The following is a 19,025-nucleotide window of genomic DNA, read 5'->3' on the forward strand; positions in this document are numbered from 1 at the left end:
CGCAGCAACTACCTCGAAGGGTGCCCGCCTGTGATCATCGACATGCCTGGGACCACCACCAACGCCGTCAACAAGCGGCTCGTCAAGCTGCGCGACGAGGGCGGCGCGGTCGCCCTCGGCCGCGTGCTCACGCTCGTGGTCATGGCCGAGGAGCGCGACGTCGAGGAGGCGATCGCCACCACGAACGACGCGAGCCGGGAGCACCCGTGCCGGGTGATCGTGGTCGCGCCGTCCGGCGAGGCCGAGGGCGAGGCCCGGCTCGACGCGCAGATCCGCGTGGGCGGCGACGCCGGCGCCTCGGAGGTCGTGGTGCTGCGCATCGCGGGCCCGCTGGTGGAACGGCACGACACGCTCGTCATGCCGCTGCTGCTGCCGGACGCCCCGATCGTCGCCTGGTGGCCGCGCACGGCCCCCGCCGACCCGGCCGCCGACCCGATCGGGCGAATGGCGCACCGCCGCATCACGGACACGACGGCGGTCGCCGACCCGGTCGCGATGCTGCGCTCCCTGCCCGCGGTGTCCAAGCCGGGTGACACGGACCTCGCGTGGGCCCGCGTGACCCTGTGGCGCGCGCTCATCGCCGCCGCGATCGAGCAGCCGCCGTTCGAGGCCGTGACGTCCGTGCGCGTGGAGGGCGAGGAGCGGCACACGTCGCTGCACCTGCTCACCGCCTGGCTCGGCGAGCGGCTGGGGTGCCCCGCCACGATCGTGCCGGTCGAGGGCGCGGAGGCCATCACGAAGGTGGTCCTGGTGCGGCCGGGCGGCGAGATCGTGCTCGACCGGCCCGACGGCCGCGTCGTGACGATCACGCAGCCGGGCAAGCCGGAACGCCGCATCGCGCTGCCGATCCGCAAGCTCAACGAGGCCCTCATCGAGGAGCTCCGGCGCCTCGACCCGGACGAGACCTACGAGGAGGTCCTGTCCCAGGGCCTGCCGCTCGTCCGGATCGGCGGCGTCGAGAGCGTCGGGGACAGGGCATGAGCCACCCGCGCCTCGTCGTCGTCCACCCCGACGCCGGCGTCCTGGCCGAGGCGGCCGCCGCGCGGCTGCTCACGCGGATCCTGGACGTGCAGTCGGTCCGCTCCCCCGTGCACGTGGTCCTCACCGGCGGCACCGTGGGGATCCGCACGCTCGCGCGCGCGGCGTCGTCCCCGCTGCTGGCGGCGGTGGACTGGTCCGGCGTGCACCTGTGGTGGGGCGACGAGCGGTTCCTGCCCGACGGCGACCCGGACCGCAACGAGACCCAGGCCCGCGAGGCGCTCGTGGACGGGCTGATCGCGGGCCACGGCCTCCCGGCCGGGAACGTGCACCCGATGCCGGGTCCGTCGTCGGTGGGCTCGCCCGAGGAGGGTGCGGCCGCGTACGCGGCGGAGCTGGCGCGGTTCGCGCCGGTGGCGGCCGAGGCCTCCGCCGGGGCCGACGACGCCGGGTCGCTCGCGGTCCCGGCGTTCGACGTCCTCCTGCTCGGCATGGGCCCCGACGGCCACGTCGCGTCGCTGTTCCCCGGCCACGAGGGTCTGGCGGCCACCGGGACGACGACCGGCGTGCACCACTCGCCGAAGCCCCCGCCGCAGCGCGTCTCGCTGACGTTCGGCGCGATCCGCTCGGCCCGCGAGGTCTGGGTCGTCGCGGCGGGCGCGGAGAAGGCGGCCCAGGCCGCCGCGGCGCTCGGCACCGACGGCGCCGGGCACGAGGTCAGCGACGTCCCGGCCGCGGGCGCCACCGGCCGTACCCGCACGCTCTGGCTCCTGGACGCGGCAGCCGCCGGGAAGTAGTCACCCGCGACAGCACGACGCCGGGGCAGCGGATCCGCGAGGGACCGCTACCCCGGCGTCGTCGTGGTCGTCGTACCCGGGCCGGCTCCGGCCACCTGGCCGCGTGCGTCGGCGATCGGGTCAGCCCAGGACCGCGCCGCGGCGGAGCTGGAGCGCTTCCAGGGCCTCGGCCAGCAGCGCCGCGCCGTCCTCCTCGGACCTGCGCTCCTTCACATAGGCCAGATGAGTCTTGTACGGCTCGTTCCGCGCCGGGATCGGCGGGTTGCTCGGGTCCATGCCCGCGGGATACCCGCAGCGCGGGCAGTCCCAGTTCACCGGCGCCTCGACGTCTTCCCCGACGGAGAAACTCGGTGCCGTCTCATGTCCGTTCGCGCACCAGTAGGAAACCCTGACGCGTGGGGCGGCATCGCCCCGTTCGGTCTCGCCCATGGGGCCGGCGCCTACCCGGCTCCCCCTGATCGCATGCCCGCCAGATGCCACGTTCCTCGTCCCCTCCGTGAGGTTGGGTGGCCTGCCGCCCGCGCGCCCGGCGCGGTGTCAGCCGACCTTCTGAACCAGGCCGAGCAGCACGATGACGACCGTCCACGTCACCGCGAAGGCGATCGTGATGCGGTTCAGGTTGCGCTCGGCGACGCCGGAGGACCCGGCGCCCATGGAGATTCCGCCACCGAACATGTCGGAGAGACCGCCACCCCTGCCCTTGTGGAGCAGCACGAGCATGGTCAGGAACGCGCTGGTGATGACCAGCAGAACCTGCAGGATGATGCGGAGCACGTCCACGTAACTTCACGTCCTCATCGGTCAGTGTGCCGGAGATCACTCCGGTGGCGGATCGGGTCAAGAGTAGGCGAGGGATCGCCTGGATAGCGAACCCCCAGGTCAAACACGCGAACCGGGGGTTCGTTCACATGCCAGATCCTCTCATACGGGAACAGGGGCGCGGAATGCGACCCGCCACGCACGAGCGATCCGCCGGGGCAGCGGACCGGCGACGATCCGCTGCCCCGGCCGGTACGGCGGTCCGTCAGATCGTGACGTGCGACTGGAAGCGCACGATCTTGGCGAACTCCTCCGGGTCGAGGCTCGCGCCGCCCACGAGGGCGCCGTCGACGTCGGGCTGCGCCATGATCGAGGCGACGTTGCCCGACTTCACCGAGCCGCCGTACAGCACGCGCACGCCCGCGGCGACGGCGTCGTCGTACAGCTCCGCGAGACGGCCGCGGATCGCGCCACAGACCTCCTGCGCGTCCTGGGGCGTGGCGACCTCACCCGTGCCGATCGCCCAGACCGGCTCGTACGCGATCACGACGTCGGCGACCTGCTCGGCCGTCAGGCCGGCCAGCGCCGCGTCGACCTGCGCGAGCGTGTACGAGACCTGGTTGCCCTCCTTGCGGACGTCCAGGCCCTCCCCCACGCACAGGATCGGCTTGAGCTCGTTGGTCAGCGCGGCGGCCACCTTCGCGGCCACCAGCTCGTCGGACTCGTCGTGGTGCTGCCGGCGCTCCGAGTGGCCCACGGCCACGTAGGTGCAGCCCAGCTTCGCCAGCATCGCGCCGGAGATCTCGCCCGTGTAGGCGCCCGACTCGTGCTGCGACAGGTCCTGGGCGCCGTAGCGGAGGTCCAGCTTGTCGGCGTCGACCAGCGTCTGCACCGACCGCAGATCGGTGAACGGCGGCAGCACGGCCACCTCGACGGCCGCGAAGTCGTGCTTCGCGTCCTTCAGCGTCCAGGCCAGCTTCTGGACCGTGCTGATCGCCTGCTGGTGGTCCAGGTTCATCTTCCAGTTGCCCGCCATCAGGGGCGTGCGGTTCTCGCTCATGATTCCTCTTCGAAGTCGTTCGCCGGCGCCGTCGTCGTGGTTCGTGACGTCGTCGTGCCCGTCGTTCTCCGACGACGACGGCGGCCGTGGCGGGGTTGGTCAGGCCAGGACCGTGAGGCCCGGGAGTTCCTTGCCCTCGAGCAGCTCGAGGCTCGCGCCGCCGCCCGTGGAGATGTGGCTGAAGCCGGCCTCGTCGAAGCCGAGCACGCGCACGGCCGCGGCCGAGTCGCCGCCGCCGACGATCGAGAACGCGCCGTTGGCGGTGGCGTCCACGATGCCTTGCGCGACGGCCTTGGTGCCCTCGGCGTACTCCGCGCGCTCGAACACGCCCATGGGGCCGTTCCAGGCGATGGTGCGGGTGTCCGCGAGCTTGCCCGCGAAGAGGGCACCCGACTCGGGGCCGATGTCCAGGCCGATCTTGTCGGCGGGGATCGCGTCGGCGGCGACGGTCCCGGCCGGGGCCGGGGCGTCGAAGGCGTCGGCGACGACGATGTCGACCGGCAGCACGATCTCGACGCCGTTCTCCTCGGCGGTGGCGAGGTAGCCCTTGACCGTGTCGATCTGGTCCTCCTCCAGCAGCGAGGTGCCGACCTCGTGGCCCTGGGCCTTGAGGAACGTGAACACCATGCCGCCGCCGATGAGCAGGCGGTCCGCCTTGGTCAGCAGGTTCGCGATGACGCCGAGCTTGTCGCTCACCTTCGAGCCGCCGAGCACGACGGCGTACGGCTTCTCGGCCTCGCCCGTCGCGCGCGACAGGGACTCGACCTCCTGGAGCACCAGGTCGCCCGCGGCGGCCGGGAGCTTCTGGGCGACGTCGTACACGGACGCCTGCTTGCGGTGCACGACGCCGAAGCCGTCGGACACGAAGGCGTCGGCCAGGGCCGCCAGCTCGTCCGCGAGGGCGGCGCGGGCGGCGTCGTCCTTGGACGTCTCGCGCGGGTCGAACCGCACGTTCTCCAGCATCGCGACCTGGCCGTCCTCGAGGGCGGCGACGGTCTTCTCCGCGGACGGGCCCGTGAGGTCCTCGGCCAGCGGGACGGTGGTGCCGAGCAGCTCGCCCAGGCGGGCCGCGACGGGCGCGAGCGAGAACGCCGGCTCGGGCGTGAAGCCGTCGACCGGCTTCGGGCGGCCGAGGTGGGCGGTGACGACGACGCGGGCACCGGCGTCGGCCAGGCGCTTGAGCGTGGGGAGGGCGGCGACGATCCGGCCCTCGTCGGTGATCGCGCCGGTGGCCTTGTCCAGCGGCACGTTGAAGTCCGAGCGCACCAGGACGCGCTTGCCGCGCAGGTCACCGAGGGAGTCGATGGTCTTCATCTGCAAAGGAACCCTTTCACGAAGAAGCGAGGTAGCGCCCCGGGAGCCCGGGGCACTACCTCGCGTGGATCATCAGGTCAGAGCTTCTCGCCGACGAAGACCGTCAGCGCGACGAGGCTGTTCGAGTAGCCCCACTCGTTGTCGTACCAGGAAACGACCTTGACCTGGTCGCCGATCACCTTCGTGAGCTTCGAGTCGAAGATGCTCTGGTGCGGGTCGGTGACGATGTCGCTCGAGACGATCTCGTCCTCGACGTAGGACAGGACACCCTTGAGCACGCCCTCGGCGGCGGCCTTGACCGCGGCGTTGACCTCGTCGACCGTGGTCTCCTTGGAGGCGGTGAAGGTGAGGTCCGTGGCCGAGCCGGTGATGGTCGGGACGCGCAGCGCGTAGCCGTCCAGCTTGCCCTTGAGCTCCGGGAGCACGAGCGCCACGGCCTTGGCCGCACCGGTCGAGGTCGGCACGATGTTCTGCGCGGCCGCGCGGGCGCGGCGCAGGTCCTTGTGCGGGCCGTCCTGCAGGTTCTGGTCACCCGTGTAGGCGTGGATCGTGGTCATGAGGCCACGCTCGATGCCGATCGAGTCGTTCAGCGCCTTGGCCAGCGGGGCCAGGCAGTTCGTGGTGCACGAGGCGTTCGAGATGATGTGGTGCGACGCCGGGTCGTACAGCTCGTTGTTGACGCCCATGACGAACGTGGCGTCCTCGTTCTTGGCCGGGGCCGAGATGATGACCTTCTTGGCGCCGCCGTCGATGTGGGCCTTCGCCTTGGTGGCGTCCGTGAAGAAGCCGGTGGACTCGATGACGATGTCGGCGCCCAGCTCGGCCCACGGCAGGTTCGCGGGGTCGCGCTCCGCCAGCGCCCGGATCTTCTTGCCGTCGACGATGATGTTCTCGTCGTCGAAGTCGACCTCCTGCGGGAACTTGCCCAGCACGGTGTCGTACTTGAGCAGGTGCGCGAGCGTCTTGTTGTCCGTCAGGTCGTTGACCCCGACGATCTCGATGTCCGCCCCCGACGCGATGAGCGCGCGGTAGAAGTTACGTCCGATGCGGCCGAAGCCGTTGATGCCGACGCGGATGGTCACAATGCCCTCCTCAGGAGCGCCGGCGTTCCCGGCGCACACGGTTCGAATACCTTGCGGGCGCCACCGCGCCCGAGCCTGGGTAGGGCGTGACGGGCAGCGCCGTTGTCGCGGTGGTCGGCACGTGGCCGCTGGCCGGCGGCGCCCTCCACGAGGGCAGGCGGTGACCCGGCCCGAAACGTGAAGGTCACACCGTCGTCACCTGACGCGACCGAGCCTATACCCGAACCCGGGGCACGCGTGACCCGAGCCGGACTACCTGAGACCCGCTGTTTTGTCGGATCCCACAGGGCGGGCGGCTGGGGCGGGCGCGGACCGCTGCGAGGGGTCATTTGGAAAGCGCTTACCTGCATCATACCCCCTGCCGACCCGTCAGACGAGCCCCAGCTCCCTGGCCCGCACCCCCGCCTGGAACCGCGAGTCCGCCCCGAGCGCGGCCATCAGCTCGGCGACCCGCCGCCGGTAGGTCCGCACCCCGAGCCCGAGCTCCCGCGCCGCGGTCTCGTCCTTGACGCCCTGGGCCAGCAGGTCGAGCACCTGGGGCGCCAGCACCCGGATCTCGGCCACCTCGGCGTCGTACACGTCCAGTTCCGTGGCGGCCCGCCACGTCGCCTCGAACAGCGAGTTCACGCCCTGCACCGCGCCGCGCTCGGTGATGATGCTGTACGTGCGCTCCCCCGCCCGGAGGTCCCCGCCCAGGATGACGACGCGGCCGTCGAGGATGATCGTCTCGTTGACCTCCTGCGTCGTGATCCGCACGTCGACGCCCGAGTGGCCGCGGATCACCGCCAGGCGCCGGTCCCACGACGGGTCCAGCAGCATGCTGCTCCGGTAGACCTTCCGGACGCGCGCGCCGGGGTTCGGCGGGTGCGTGGCACTGAGCGTCCCCGCCGCCTCCCGCCAGCCGAACGTCGCCAGGGCGTTCGCCGCGCAGGTGATCTCGCCGGCGGTCTCGAACAGGTGCGCGGTGCGCCGGAAGACCTCCTCCTCGCCGCGCACGACGGTGACCGCCTCGCTCGTTCGCGTCATGTTCGCCATGGCCTCCACTCTGGGACTCGGCGGCCGGGGCCCGGCCGCCGGTGGCAACAAGTTGCCGGGACGAGAGATTCCTCCCGCCGACGTTCCAGGCTGAGGGACATGACGACAGACCACACCGCCATCAGCACCCCCACCGCGAGCGCCGCCGGAACCTGGGCGCTCGGCGACCGCACCGTGAACCGGATCGGTTTCGGCGCGATGCGCCTGACCGGCATGCCGTGGGACGAGCGGCCCCGCGACCGGGACGCGTCCATCGCCGTGCTGCGCCGCGCCGTCGAGCTGGGCGTGAACCACATCGACACCGCGGCGTTCTACTTCATGCCGACGCGCTCGGCGAACGAGCTGATCAGCACGGCGCTCTACCCGTACGACGACGAGCTGACGATCACCACGAAGGTCGGGCCGAGCCGCGGGCGCGGCGGCGACTTCACGTTCGAGCCGTACGCCCGCCCGGACCAGCTGCGCGCGCAGGTCGAGGAGAACGTCCGCCAGCTCGGCGTCGACCACCTCGGCGTGGTCAACCTGCGCTGGGGTTCGGGCATGGGGAAGGAGGCCGGCTCCGTGGCCGAGCACGTCGGGGCGCTGGCGGAGCTGCGCGACGCCGGGCTGCTGGCGAACATCGGGGTCTCGAACGTCTCCGCGGAACAGCTCCGCGAGGCGATCGGCGTCGCGCCGGTCGTCTGCGTGCAGAACCGGTACGGCCTCACGGAGCGGTCCGACGACGACGTGCTGGCCCTGACGCGTGAGCACGGCATCGCCTTCGTGCCGTTCTTCGCGATGGGCACCGCCGTGGCCGGAGCGGTGCCGGGCGCCGCGCACGACGAGACGGGCGCCGCCGAGGTCGCGACGGTCGCGGCTGCCCATGGCGCGACGGCGTCGCAGGTCAGGCTCGCGTGGACGCTGCACCAGGGCGACAACGTGCTGGCGATCCCGGGCACGGGCGACCTGAGGCACCTGGAGGAGAACGTCGCGGCCGGCGCGCTGCGCCTCACGCCGGAGGACCTGGCGCTGCTCGACGGCGTCGTCCCCGCCGCCACCGCCTGAGCGCGTCACGGCAGCCTGACGGAGGGGCCGAACACCTGGCTCCCGAGCACGGCCAGGAGGCGGATCTTGTCCTCCGCCTCGCTGGCGGGCTCGGGGGTGAGCACCACGAGGGCCTGGGACTGGTCCTCGGTGAGCAGGGCCTGGCAGTCCACCTCGAAGCTGCCGACCTCGGGATGGACCAACGTCTTGCGGGTCTCGAACCGGCGTCCGACCTCGTGGCGGTCCCACAGCTCGCCGAACTCGGGTGACCGCGCGCGCAGTGCGTCGACGAGCTCCCCGGCCCGCCGGGCTGTGGCCGGGGAGCCGTGGGCGGCGCGCAGGGACGCCACGAGGCTCCGGGCGTGGCGCTCGTGGTCCCCCGGCGGGTAGACGGCGCGGGTGGCGGGGTCGGTGAACCAGGTCCAGGCGCTGTAGCGGTCCCAGCCGGTCAGGCGGGCGCGGTCGCCGAAGATGACGCAGGCGAGCGCGTTGCTCACCAGCACCTCCCCGAGCGCGGAGATGACGAAGGCAGGGCTGTCGTCCAAGCGGTCCAGGACGCGCAGCAGCGCGGGAGCCACGTGGGTGTCGAGCGGCGTGCGCTCGGGCGGGTGGTGCCCGGCGAGGCGGTACAGGTGGTCGCGCTCGTCGGCGCTCAGCCGGAGCGTGCGCGCGAGCGCGGCCAGCATCTGCTCCGACGGCTGCGGGCCGCGCTTCTGCTCCAGCCGCACGTAGTAGTCGACGGACATCCCGGTCAGGGCGGCGACCTCCTCCCGGCGGAGGCCGGGGGTCCGGCGGCGGGCGCCGGGCGCCACGCCGACGTCGGACGGGCGCAGTTCCTCGCGGCGGCGGCGCAGGAAGTCGGCGAGAGCGGGGCGGTCCATGGGTTCCATCGTGCTCCCTCGCGGGCCGCTCAGCCAGGGACCGGCGGTCCCCCGATCGGCAGGGCTCTCCCGGCCGGCGCCGGCCACGCGCAGGGTGGAGGCATGAACACGACAGGCAACACCCTCTTCATCCCTGGCGGCACCTCGGGAATCGGCCTGGCGCTCGCGCGCCGGTTCCGGTCGCGCGGCAACACCGTCGTCGTCGGCGGACGACGCGACGACGTGCTCGCGGAGCTCGCCGCCGAGGGCTTCGGCACCGTCCGCGTCGACGTGGCGGACCCGGCCTCGATCCGCGAGGCGACGGCCGACGTCGTCGCGCGCTACCCCGAGCTCAACATCCTCGTCGCGATGGCCGGGATGATGCGCGCGGAGGACTGGACGACGCCCGGTTTCCTGGACGACGCCGAGGCCCACGTCACCACCAACCTGCTCGGCCCGATCCGGCTGATCGCCGCCCTGAACGAGCACCTGTGGAGCCGCGACGACGCCGTCGTCATGACGGTCTCCTCCGGGCTCGCGCACGTCCCGCTGGGGATCACGCCGACCTACAACGCGACCAAGGCCGCGATCCACCAGCTCAGCGAGAGCCTCCGGGTGCAGTACGCCGGGTCGGGGCCGCAGGTGATCGAGCTCGTGCCGCCAGCCGTGCGGACGGCGCTCATGCCCGGGCACGAGAAGGCCCCGCACGCGATGCCGCTGGACGACTACGCGGACGAGGTCCTCGGTCTGCTGGAACGGGAGCCGGACGCGCGGGAGATCCTGGTGGAGTACGTGAAGCCGCTCCGGTACGCGGCCGTCAACGGCTCCTACGACGAGACCGTCGCGATGGTGAACGCAGCTCACTGACGAATGCGCGGGGCCAGCCGGCTTCCCCGCGGGGCCGGTCGGTTGCCTGCCGGAGGATCGCTCGATGGAGCGCGCGGCAGACAACCGACCGATGCCGGCTCAGGTCACATCGGGACGGTCAGCCCGAGGCTTGCGAGAAGGTCGATCAGGTTGGCGACCAGTCCGTCGAGCAGTTCCATGAGAATTTCCTCACTGTTCATTGGTGATCAGAGAGCCCTTGGGTTCAGCCCTCGCCAGCCACCGTAGAAAATTCACCCACTGATCGCAGATCACAGCCTTGGGATGCAATGTTTGGACTATTCAGGTAAAGAAATCGGCAAGCCAGGATTCATCGCCCACCGCACCCAAATTCATGACCGCCGAATCACCCTGATACCCCGGGACTCCGGCGCGGCCGGGGCCCGCTCACGCAGGGGCCCGGCCGCAGCCGCGATCAGCCAAGAGAAATGATCCTGACGCCCGGCCCGGCCAGCCTGCGCATGTCATCCGGATCCGACGTCACGATCGCGACCGGCTTCGGGGCCGACCGCGCGATCGCGGCGAACGCCGCGTCGATCGCGTGGGAGTGACCGCGGAGCTTGTGCTCGCGGAGGAGGGCGCGGGCGTCGCGGGAAGCATCGCGCGTGATCTCCTGGACGTCGACCTTCGAGAGCGTCCACCGGAAGCGGGCGTCCGGCACCCGGGGGTCGTCGCCCTCGAGAGTCGTCATCGTCGTGGTCATGATGGTCGCACCCCTGCGCCGGGCGGCCCTGATGATCGCGACGAGCCCGTCGTCGTCGGAGACGAGCCGCGCGAGGCCTTCGCTGTCCAGAAGAAGCGTTCCGCCCGTCATGCGTCGATCCCCTCGTCCAGCACACGACGAAGAATCTTCTCGGCCGCTTCGACCTTCGCCTCGTCGAGTGGCCCGCGGCGCATCTCGAAGTCCGCGACCAGGGCGTCGAGCTTGTCCATCGCGAGCTGGTGACGGACGGCGTCGACGACGTACTCAGTCACCCCTCGCTCGCCCGCGGCATCACGCACGTCCGAGGCGAGATCGGTGGGGAAGCTGATGGAAAGCCTGACGGCGTCGGTCATGCTCCTCATGGTAGCGAGGAGGTCACCCACGCCCGGGAGCCTTCGTGGTCGGCTGAGTTCGATCAGCCCTTCTGCTGTTGCCATGGCGTCACCGAAACACACAGTTCTCTCCCGGTCGAGCGCACGTTTGTGTGCACATGCAGAACTGCGTTCAGTGGGTTAGTCTGCTCGTTTTGCTTCGCGGCGAACACTTCCGATCGGCGCCGACGGCCGTGCGTCAGCGCAGGTCAGCCGAGCAGCGCGGGATCCTGGGGGCCGTAGCAGGACCACTGGCGGCTGGCCGGGTCCTGGCGGGCCTGGGTGGCGCCCGGGTAGTTGAAGCGGCAGACGGCGGTGGGATCGGCGTCGGCCCGGCAGATCCAGCGGCCCTCGTCGATCGTGTCGGGGCCGGCGATGACCCCTTCGACGTGCAGCTTTCGTTCCGCCGCGATCTTGTGCTTCGAGTGGCAGTAGCCGGTCATGTTGTCGATGCCGCCGCGTGAGGCGGCGTCCCGGTCGACGCAGTCGGCCGAGTAGAGGGTCTCCCCGTTGAACTCCGCCCGGAGTCCCGGCGTGCCGTAGGTCCAGCCGCACGCCTTGTCGAGGTCGATGTCGTCGTGGCAGGAGCTCGACTCGACGCTGCTCTGGGTGAACCCGTGGTGATCGCAGAAGCCGACGACGTCGAGCCCGCCGATCCGGACGGGCGCGGTGAAGAAGTTGACCGCGAAGACGGCGGCCGTGACGACGGCTCCGGTGATCACCGCTCCGACTGCCATCTTCACCGTCTGCCACGGATGATGGACGACGAACTCGCCGGCCTTCCGGAGCCAGCCGAGCACGGGTTTGACGAGGGTGTCGAGAAGCGCGCTGATCCATTCCATGCCGGCCTCCGCGAGCCGCGGCGCCCCCCGCGGTCGCCGTCGACCGACAACAAGGATGTGACGCGGCTCACGGGCAAGCTAGCAGCCATGACCTGCGACGACAAGGATAATACGGCGATTTGCGCCACCTGGCGCCGCTACCGGCACCAGGCATCGGGCCTGCCCGGGGCGGGATCACTCGGAAGGCTCCAGGAAAGGTCGCCACCCGACCTCTCGCGCCTCGGTCCACACCTCCTCGAACTCTTCCCGGTCGATCGGATCGAAGGAACCCGGGCGCAGCGCCCTCAGGGCGTCCCGGTCGGCAACTTCCTGATCGCTCAGGCGAAGTCGCCCTTGATACTCCTTGCCATCCGCCCACTCCATCACCATCCGCCCTGGCTCGCCCGCGAAGATTCCGACGATCCGCGACTCCCGCCCGCCGGCCCCGACCTCGACGTAGAACTCCCAGAACGGACCACCTTCATACCTGCCGACCCCATAGGCGTACCAGGGGACCGGCTCAGGCCCCGGCGCCTCGTCGGACGCTTCCATCTCGTCCCCCCAGTCATCGAACCGAACGATTGACCTCACGAGGCTATCCGACCTGGAAGAGCGTGTTGATGGCGGTCCTGAACATGGTGACATCCCTCGGGGACGGCTTCCTCGCCTTCCCGACCCCGGTGAACTGCATCCCTGGAATACCGGTGACGATCCCGCCGCAGTTGTTGCAGATGAGACCACTCGAAGCTATTCCCAGCAGCGTCTCGTCGGCGCCCATGTTTCCGATGAGAACATCCTCCGCGTGGGGACCACCAGGCACATTCTCTGCGTACCGCAGTTCGCGCGCCCCCTGCCCGGCATTTGCTCTCGGGTTCCACACGTAGGCCGCGGCCGCCGTCACCCTGGCAGTTCCCCTTCCGGCCGAGACCGTGTCATAACCCGCCCGCGAAACGAGGAGCAGGTCTCTGACGTCATTCTCGGAGATCTCCTTCCCGCAGTTGTGGACGAGCACGCTGTCGTCGGCGACCCCGACGAAGTACGTGTGCTCGCTCGCGACCCTGAGGTTGTGCACGACGGCGCGCGTGCGCTCGACCTCGGCCGCCGCGACCTGGACCCAGGTACCTGCGCTCGTCTTGAGCCAGCTGCCCGAGCGGAGGTCGATCGCGTCGACCCAGGCGTCCTCGGCGGGATCCCAGAACGGATGGCCGTCGGTCGCGACCAGCTTCTGCTCGTCGCCGTCGGCATCCTTGACGGTGATGGTGACGAGGGTCTTCTCGCCGCTGCCACGGATGTGGGCGGTCACCAGCTGTGCACCTGTACGGGCAGCCGTGACCTCGTCCGCGGTACGGACCTTGTCACCGGGTTCGACGTCCTCGATGGGCTTCGTGGTGCCGTCCGCCATCAGGACGCGCGTCCCGGCCACGAAACTGTTGGTCTGGCAACCCGGTGACGGGTCCTTCTTCGCCGCGCCGTCGGCCTGACCCGTCGTGCTCGCCTTCTTCTTGGCCACGTCCTGGCGGGCCTGGCGTTTGGCTGCTTCCGCGAGCTGTTTGGCCTTGGCCTTCGCGGCTTCCTTGGCCTTGGCGGCCTTCGCGGCCGCCTCGCGTGCCGCCTTCGCAGCGGCTGCCTTGGCCGCCGCTGCCGCGTCCGCCGCCTTCTTGGCGCCCGCGAGGATCTGCTTGGCCCACTTCAGTTCCTCGAAGAACCTGATGACCGCCTTGCCGGCGTTCCAGACCGCCTCGATGATCTTGGGAGCCTTGAAGATCTTGCCCCAGGGCAGGGCACCGACGATCACCATGGCGCAGGCGCCGATGTCGCCCTTGAGGCAGTTCAGGACGTCGTTGACCCCGAACACCTCCATGAGGATCTGCCCGCCGGCCTCCAGGACCACGTCCAGCACGGACTTGTTCTGGAGCTGCTGCGCCTCGGCGACGTCCTCGGCGCTCGGGCCCGGCGGCTGCTCCTGTCCCGGCGCCGTCGGCGTGCCGCCCGGGGCGCCGCCGCCTCCGCCGTTGACCATCGCCATCTCGCCCGTCGGGTCCGTGTAGACCAGCGGGTTGTTGGCGGCGTAGACGTACGGGCTCGATCCCGGCGGCTGCGCGCCCAGCGGGTCGACGGACGAGAACCGGCCCGTGCCCGGGTCGTAGTTCCGTGCCCGCATGAAGTAGTTGCCCTCACCGGTGCTCGAGTCCTGGTAGGCACCCGTGAAGCGCATCGGGTTCACCGGCGGTGCCGCGGCGGCCCCGGCGTCGTCGGCGTTCGGCGCCACACCCGGCGACGCACCGGCCGACGGCGCCGCGCCCGGCGTGCCGCTCGGCGACGCGGTCGGCTCGCCGCCGTCGTCGCCCTCCGCGAGCGCCGCGCCCTCCTGCGCGGTCCCCTCCAGCGTCTCGCCCTCACGGGGCTGGCCGAACGGGTCGTAGTCGTAGCCCTCCTCGACCTGCCCGCCGGGCGAGAGCATGTTGACGACGCTGCCGAGCCAGTCGTGGGTGTAGGTGTGCGCGCCGGTTGCCTGGTCGAGCAGGGCGAGCGGCTCGTCCGTCGGGCCGTAGGCGAACGCCTGGCGGCCGAGCACCTGGCCGTTCGCGCCGGTCAGGGTGTCGACGGCGAGGTTCTCGATGGTGCCGTTGGTGTCCCACGAGAAGCGCCGGGTCGTCGCGTCCTGGCCGAACCCGGCCTGCGCGGTGAGCCGCATCCGGCCGGCGTCGTACTGGTAGGTGGTGGTCTGCCCGTCCACGGTGGCGGAGCGCAGGGTGTTGTCGAGGTTGTACGTGAGTCGGTCGTCGCCGGCGCGGATCTGGTTGCCGAGCACGTCGTACTCGTAGGTCGTGACGTCGATGCCCGACGACGCCGTCCGGCCGGCCACGCCCTGCGCGTCGGCGGAATCCTTCGCCTCAGCCGTGTCCTTCGTGTCGGGAGCGTCCTTCTCGTCGCCGGCCCCACGGCCGTCGGCGTCCGCGCCTTCGCCTTCCTCGCGGTCCTCGTCCGGCCCCTCTCCGATCGTGATCTCCTTGACCAGCTGCGACGCCCGGTCGTACGAGTACCTCGTGAAGTCGTGCCCGGCCTCGCCCGTGCGCTTCTGCGAGGTGCGGTTCCCGAGCAGGTCGTAGTCGTACGCGATCCGCCCGGCGTCCTCGGACCTCCAGCCGCACTCCTTCGCCCCGTAGCAGGCGTCGGTCACCCGGTTCGCCTCGTCGTACGCGTACGCCACGGACTCCGTGACCCCGCCACGCGTGGTCAGCACCCGCTCCGGGTTGCCCACCGCGTCGAGGGTCAGCCGGAAGTCCGACACGGGGTCCTGGACGCCGTCCGGCGGTGCTCCCCCGGTCCATTCCGTGCCGATGCGCGTCAGCCGCCCGGCGTCGTCGTACTCGCGCTCCTCCACGAGGCCCGTCGGCGACGGCAGCGTGGTCGCGGTCCGCCGCCCGGCGACGTCGTACGCGTAGCGCCACGTCGCGGGCGTCGCGCCCGCGGATCCCCCGGACGCCGTCGTCGAGATCGGGCGCGAGTCCGCGTCGTACGTGGACCGGATCTGCGTCCCGTCCGGGTAGGTCCGCCGGGTGATGTTGCCGCGCTGGTCGTAGCCGTAGGTGAACGTCTCGTCCGGCCCGGTGGCCTCGTCCCGGACCACCTTCGTGATCTGGTCCTCGGCGTCGTACGTCACGTTGCGCACGCCCAGCGGGTCGCCGTACGAGACGGTCCGGTCCTTGGCGTCGTAGCCGAACGTGTAGCGCGGGCCCTGCGCCCCGACCTGCTGGGCGGTGAGGCGGTTGCGCAGGTCGTACGTGGAGGTGATGGTGCGCGCGGCGCGCTCCGCCTCGTCGAGGCGCTCGTGCGGCGCGACGGTCAGCGACGCCGTCACGTTGGACTCGGCGTCGTAGGTCACGTGCGTCGTCCGGCCCAGCGGGTCCGTGGACGTCGTCGGCCGCCCCGCCTCGTCGTAGTCCATGTGCGTGCGGCCGCCCTCGGGGTCCCGCATGCCCGTCATGAGGCCGTCGCGGTCGTACTCCAGCACCGTGGCGAAGGCCTTCGACCACGCCGGGAGGTCCGGCGCGTCGGGCGCGCGCACGTGGCTGACCTGGTCGTCCTCGCGGTAGTTGACGTGGGTCGTGTTGCCCTTGGCGTCCGACGTCGCCACGACGCGGTTGGTGGCGTCGTACTCGTAGCGGGTCGTGTTCCCGAGCGGGTCGATCTCGGCGGTGAGGTTGCCCGCGAGGTCGTACTCGTACCGCGTGGTGAACCGGCCCGGGTCGGCGCCCGCGACGTTGCCGCGCGGCTCGGTGACCGACGCGAGCAGGCCGTCGTCGGTGTACCTCCAGGTCGTGATGCCGCCGGTGGGCGAGATCTCCTTGATCTTGTTGCCCGCGGCGTCGTACTCGGTGCGGGTGGTCTTGCCGGCGGGGTCGGTGCGCCGGGTCTGCAGGCCGGTCTTGTCGTACCGCATCGTGGTGGTGCGGCCGCGGGTGTCCGTGGTGGAGGCGACCTGACCCAGGTTGTCGCGCTCGAACGTGGACTGCCTGTTCAGCTCGTTGACCGTGGCGGTGGTGCGGTCCAGCGCGTCCGACCTGATGTCCCGGTCGACGTACCCCGGGCTGCCCGGGTACGGCATGCGCAGGCGCACGAGGTTGTCGTTCGCGTCGTAGAAGTAGGTGGTGGTGAAGTCCGCCCGGTTCGCGCCCGGCACGTTGCCCCGCGGCGACGTCACCGTCTTGACCAGGCCCTTCGCGTCGTACGTGTACGACGTCACCAGGTCGTCGGTGTGCGTCATGTGCACGCGCTCGGCCGCACGGCGGCCGGCGGTCGTGTACTTGTAGGAGACCACGCGCGGCCCCTGCGCCACGCGCTCCACCATGCCGTTGTCGTGGTAGGCGTACGACGTCGTGGCACCCTCGGGCGTGATCTCCTTCGCCAGGCGGCCGACGTCGTCGAACAGCGTGCGCCACGGGTGGTGCTTGCCGGGCTCCTGCACCTCGACCACGCGATCCTGGTCGTCGTAGCGCGTCCAGGTCGTGTAGTCGCGGCGCTCGTGGGGGTCGGCGACGCCGCGCGGGTCCGTGGCCCAGACCTGGCGGCCGGTCCGGTCGTACCCGACCTCGGTACGGCGGCCCTCCGGCGTGACGGCCGCGTGCAGCAGACCGGCGTTCTCGTCGCCCTCGGGGTAGTACTCGTAGCGCGTGATCTTGCCGCGCTGGTCCGTGCTGCTGGTGAGCAGACCGCGGTCGTCGTAGGCATGGGTGATTTGATGACCCTCGGCGTCGACGCTGCGGACCAGCTCGTTGAACTCGTTGTACGTGTTCTTCCAGACGTTGCCGTTGGCGTCGGTGTACTCGACCGGGTTGTTCCGGTCGTCGTACTTCGTACGTTCGTCGAAGCCCTGCGGCGCGACGGCGCGCGTCGGGTTGCCCTTCCCGTCGTACCGGACGGTGTGCTGGTACTGGTTGCCGTTGACCACGAGGTTGCGGTCCAGGCGCCCGTTGTAGCGGTGGTTGTCGGCGTCGCCCGTGCCGCGCTGGGAGTAGATCAGGACGTTGCCGCGGTAGCCGTCCCATACCTGCACGCCGTCGGCGTCGACGGTGCGCGCCTCCTGCCGGGCCGGGTACCAGTCGAAGGTCATCTCGGCACCCGCGCCGTCCCTCTGGGAGACCACGCGGTCGTCGTCGCCGTAGGTGTTCCGGAGGGTGACGCGCTTGTCCGGGTCCGTGACGGTGGCGAGCCGCCCGGCGTCGTCGTACCCGTACCGCCACAGCTCGCCGCGCGCGTCGCGCGCCGTGGTGAGCAGGTCGTTCTCGTACCAGAACTGGACGCGGCGGTGGTCCGGGAGGGCGATCGTGCGGATCAGGCCGTCCTCGAGGAACACGTTGGCCTCGTGGCCCGAGGCGTCGGTGACGGTGACGCGGTCCTCGTCGTAGGACAGGCGGACGCCGTCGTCCCGCGGGCCGAGGATCGCCGTGAGGCGGCCCGACGCCGCGAACCGGTAGCGCACCTGCTGCGGTGTGACGAGGTCCCAGCCGTCACCGGCCCGGCGCAGTTCGGACCGCACGCCCGGCGGGCGGCGGTAGCCGTCGCCGTCCGGCGTGTAGAGCGCCTCGGCGCCGTCCTCCGCGCGCACGATGACGCCGTCGTCCGTGCGGGTGACGCTCATGTCGTACGTCCACGCCCAGCCGACGCCGAGCGGGCCGGGGCGGTTGTTCGCCGACGAGTAGGTGCGCACGCTCGCGAACGGGATGCCGAACGAGGCCATCTGCAGGTCGCGCTCGACCCGCACGAACGAGCCCGTGCCCGTGTTCACGCCGACGCCGCGCTTCGCCTGCGCGACGGCGGTGGGCGAGAGCGCGTTCTCGCAGCCGCAGCCGGCGGCCTGGTCCTCGGGGATCTCCGGCGGCAGGATCGTGCGGCGCGGGGCTGACGGCGCCGACGGGTCCGAGACGATCTCGTCGCCGCCCGGGACGACGGCCGCCACGGTGACGAAGTAGCGCTCGCCGCTGGTCAGGTCCCAGCCGGTGTCGCGGCCGAACGAACGGCAGAAGTCGTGCACGCCGCAGGCACGGGGCGACTCCAGGTCCTCGCGGGTCAGGCGGGTGGAGGCCTGCACCTCCTGGGAGTCGCGCTCGTAGAGGCGCACGACGGCGGCCGTCCAGTCCGGGTTCACGTCGTCGGCGTCGAAGTAGAGGACGACGGACGTGTCGCCGAGGAGGAAGCCGGGGCGCAGGTCGAGGTTCGTGAAGGAGCCGGGGACGGCGGCGTCGTCGGCTGCTGCCGGGGCCGGACCCGTCGTGGGGGCGATGCCGGCCGGAGCGGCCGGGTCCGCCGGGTCGCCCGCTTCGGCGGCACGGGTGCTCAGGCGGGTGAGGGTGCGCCACTCGGCGTCGGGCACGGCGACCGGCTCGCCGCCGGCCCTGACGCCCTCCGGTACGACGGGCGGGCGCGCCTCCTCGTCGACGGCCTCGGCGGAGCGCACGCCGGCCGGCATCGGGCGCTCGACCGGGCCCTGCCCGGCGGCCACCTTCGGCACGGGCGGCACCGCATCGGCGGGCGCCGGCGGGACCGTGGCGACCAGCAGCGTGGCCGCGAACCCGATCGCCGTGGCGACCCCGATCCACCGGTTGCCGAGACGCTCGAACATCGAACGGTGCAGGACGAAGTGGTGCGACCTTGCTGCAGTCATCGCTGGTCTCCCGTGACCGATGGGCGCTGAGCAGTGCTGGTGCCGCACCCATCAGATCACGGCCGTACCGGGTGACACAAGGATTTCACCCACAACGTCCGGACCTTTCGGCCAGGAGCGAAGATGCGGGCAGGAATCCGACGTCAGGGCGCCAGGTGGGCGGCTCGCTTCT

At 71.4% G+C, this 19,025-nt stretch carries 16 protein-coding genes; 4 read left to right on the forward strand and 12 right to left on the reverse strand.

Going from position 1 to position 19,025, the window contains the following annotated elements; translation table 11 throughout:
• The first annotated feature begins 30 nt into the window (after positions 1-30).
• The gene (locus tag ABD208_RS07185) at positions 31-981 is read left to right on the forward strand and encodes a glucose-6-phosphate dehydrogenase assembly protein OpcA (protein ID WP_344101030.1); all 951 of its coding nucleotides are present in this window, start codon (positions 31-33) and stop codon (positions 979-981) included.
• On the forward strand, positions 978-1,775 hold the full coding sequence (gene pgl / locus ABD208_RS07190; RefSeq protein ID WP_344101032.1) for a 6-phosphogluconolactonase: 798 nt from the start codon (positions 978-980) through the stop codon (positions 1,773-1,775). Before ABD208_RS07185 ends, pgl begins: the two co-directional genes overlap by 4 nt.
• Positions 1,776-1,895: 120 nt before the next feature.
• Here pgl and ABD208_RS07195 read toward each other — a convergent pair whose 3' ends face one another.
• The 6 genes from ABD208_RS07195 to ABD208_RS07220 form a co-directional block, all read right to left on the reverse strand.
• Positions 1,896-2,255, reverse strand: a complete 360-nt coding sequence (locus tag ABD208_RS07195) for an RNA polymerase-binding protein RbpA (protein ID WP_344101034.1) — start codon at positions 2,253-2,255, stop codon at positions 1,896-1,898.
• Positions 2,256-2,312: 57 nt separating this feature from the next.
• Positions 2,313-2,555: a preprotein translocase subunit SecG gene (gene secG, locus ABD208_RS07200; protein WP_344101036.1), complete on the reverse strand. Its 243-nt coding sequence runs from the start codon at positions 2,553-2,555 to the stop codon at positions 2,313-2,315.
• Between the two features lie 244 nt (positions 2,556-2,799).
• Positions 2,800-3,594 (reverse strand): triose-phosphate isomerase, encoded by a 795-nt coding sequence (gene tpiA / locus ABD208_RS07205; RefSeq protein WP_344101038.1) that lies wholly within the window; start codon positions 3,592-3,594, stop codon positions 2,800-2,802.
• Positions 3,595-3,693: 99 nt separating this feature from the next.
• Entirely contained in the window at positions 3,694-4,908 is a 1,215-nt protein-coding gene (locus ABD208_RS07210; protein ID WP_344101040.1) for a phosphoglycerate kinase, read from the reverse strand.
• A gap of 77 nt (positions 4,909-4,985) precedes the next feature.
• Positions 4,986-5,990, reverse strand: a complete 1,005-nt coding sequence (gene gap, locus ABD208_RS07215; protein ID WP_344101042.1) for a type I glyceraldehyde-3-phosphate dehydrogenase — start codon at positions 5,988-5,990, stop codon at positions 4,986-4,988.
• Between the two features lie 369 nt (positions 5,991-6,359).
• The gene (locus tag ABD208_RS07220) at positions 6,360-7,025 is read right to left on the reverse strand and encodes a DNA-binding response regulator (protein WP_344101044.1); all 666 of its coding nucleotides are present in this window, start codon (positions 7,023-7,025) and stop codon (positions 6,360-6,362) included.
• 99 nt (positions 7,026-7,124) lie between these two features.
• Between ABD208_RS07220 and ABD208_RS07225 the strand changes: the two genes are divergently transcribed.
• Positions 7,125-8,069, forward strand: a complete 945-nt coding sequence (locus ABD208_RS07225) for an oxidoreductase (RefSeq protein ID WP_344101046.1) — start codon at positions 7,125-7,127, stop codon at positions 8,067-8,069.
• A 5-nt stretch (positions 8,070-8,074) separates the two neighbouring features.
• Here the strand turns inward: ABD208_RS07225 and ABD208_RS07230 are convergent, their stop codons facing one another.
• Positions 8,075-8,929: a helix-turn-helix transcriptional regulator gene (locus ABD208_RS07230; RefSeq protein WP_344101048.1), complete on the reverse strand. Its 855-nt coding sequence runs from the start codon at positions 8,927-8,929 to the stop codon at positions 8,075-8,077.
• Between the two features lie 102 nt (positions 8,930-9,031).
• Here ABD208_RS07230 and ABD208_RS07235 point away from each other — a divergent pair, with 102 nt between their 5' ends.
• Positions 9,032-9,775, forward strand: a complete 744-nt coding sequence (locus ABD208_RS07235; RefSeq protein WP_344101050.1) for an SDR family oxidoreductase — start codon at positions 9,032-9,034, stop codon at positions 9,773-9,775.
• Between the two features lie 433 nt (positions 9,776-10,208).
• Here ABD208_RS07235 and ABD208_RS07240 read toward each other — a convergent pair whose 3' ends face one another.
• The 5 genes from ABD208_RS07240 to ABD208_RS07260 all read right to left on the reverse strand — a co-directional run bounded on the left by ABD208_RS07240 (position 10,209) and on the right by ABD208_RS07260 (position 18,853).
• Entirely contained in the window at positions 10,209-10,607 is a 399-nt protein-coding gene (locus ABD208_RS07240; RefSeq protein WP_344101052.1) for a hypothetical protein, read from the reverse strand.
• On the reverse strand, positions 10,604-10,849 hold the full coding sequence (locus ABD208_RS07245) for a hypothetical protein (protein WP_344101054.1): 246 nt from the start codon (positions 10,847-10,849) through the stop codon (positions 10,604-10,606). Before ABD208_RS07245 ends, ABD208_RS07240 begins: the two co-directional genes overlap by 4 nt.
• A gap of 227 nt (positions 10,850-11,076) precedes the next feature.
• Entirely contained in the window at positions 11,077-11,709 is a 633-nt protein-coding gene (locus tag ABD208_RS07250) for a hypothetical protein (protein ID WP_344101056.1), read from the reverse strand.
• 174 nt (positions 11,710-11,883) lie between these two features.
• Positions 11,884-12,240: a DUF6881 domain-containing protein gene (locus ABD208_RS07255; protein ID WP_344101058.1), complete on the reverse strand. Its 357-nt coding sequence runs from the start codon at positions 12,238-12,240 to the stop codon at positions 11,884-11,886.
• A 43-nt stretch (positions 12,241-12,283) separates the two neighbouring features.
• Positions 12,284-18,853, reverse strand: coding sequence for a polymorphic toxin-type HINT domain-containing protein (locus tag ABD208_RS07260; protein WP_344101060.1), 6,570 nt, complete (start codon positions 18,851-18,853; stop codon positions 12,284-12,286).
• Between the last annotated feature and the right edge of the window lie 172 nt (positions 18,854-19,025).

The organism is Myceligenerans crystallogenes (genome assembly GCF_039529775.1).
GTDB classification, from domain to species: domain Bacteria; phylum Actinomycetota; class Actinomycetes; order Actinomycetales; family Cellulomonadaceae; genus Myceligenerans; species Myceligenerans crystallogenes.

Coding starts and splice junctions, on each gene's coding strand:
- pgl (WP_344101032.1), top strand. CDS start 978: ATGAGCCACCCGCGCCTCGTCGTCGTCCACCCCGACGCCGGCGTCCTG.
- tpiA (WP_344101038.1), bottom strand. CDS start 3,594: ATGAGCGAGAACCGCACGCCCCTGATGGCGGGCAACTGGAAGATGAAC.
- ABD208_RS07210 (WP_344101040.1), bottom strand. CDS start 4,908: ATGAAGACCATCGACTCCCTCGGTGACCTGCGCGGCAAGCGCGTCCTG.
- ABD208_RS07220 (WP_344101044.1), bottom strand. CDS start 7,025: ATGGCGAACATGACGCGAACGAGCGAGGCGGTCACCGTCGTGCGCGGC.
- ABD208_RS07225 (WP_344101046.1), top strand. CDS start 7,125: ATGACGACAGACCACACCGCCATCAGCACCCCCACCGCGAGCGCCGCC.
- ABD208_RS07230 (WP_344101048.1), bottom strand. CDS start 8,929: ATGGACCGCCCCGCTCTCGCCGACTTCCTGCGCCGCCGCCGCGAGGAA.
- ABD208_RS07235 (WP_344101050.1), top strand. CDS start 9,032: ATGAACACGACAGGCAACACCCTCTTCATCCCTGGCGGCACCTCGGGA.
- ABD208_RS07240 (WP_344101052.1), bottom strand. CDS start 10,607: ATGACGGGCGGAACGCTTCTTCTGGACAGCGAAGGCCTCGCGCGGCTC.
- ABD208_RS07245 (WP_344101054.1), bottom strand. CDS start 10,849: ATGACCGACGCCGTCAGGCTTTCCATCAGCTTCCCCACCGATCTCGCC.
- ABD208_RS07250 (WP_344101056.1), bottom strand. CDS start 11,709: ATGGAATGGATCAGCGCGCTTCTCGACACCCTCGTCAAACCCGTGCTC.
- ABD208_RS07255 (WP_344101058.1), bottom strand. CDS start 12,240: ATGGAAGCGTCCGACGAGGCGCCGGGGCCTGAGCCGGTCCCCTGGTAC.
- ABD208_RS07260 (WP_344101060.1), bottom strand. CDS start 18,853: ATGACTGCAGCAAGGTCGCACCACTTCGTCCTGCACCGTTCGATGTTC.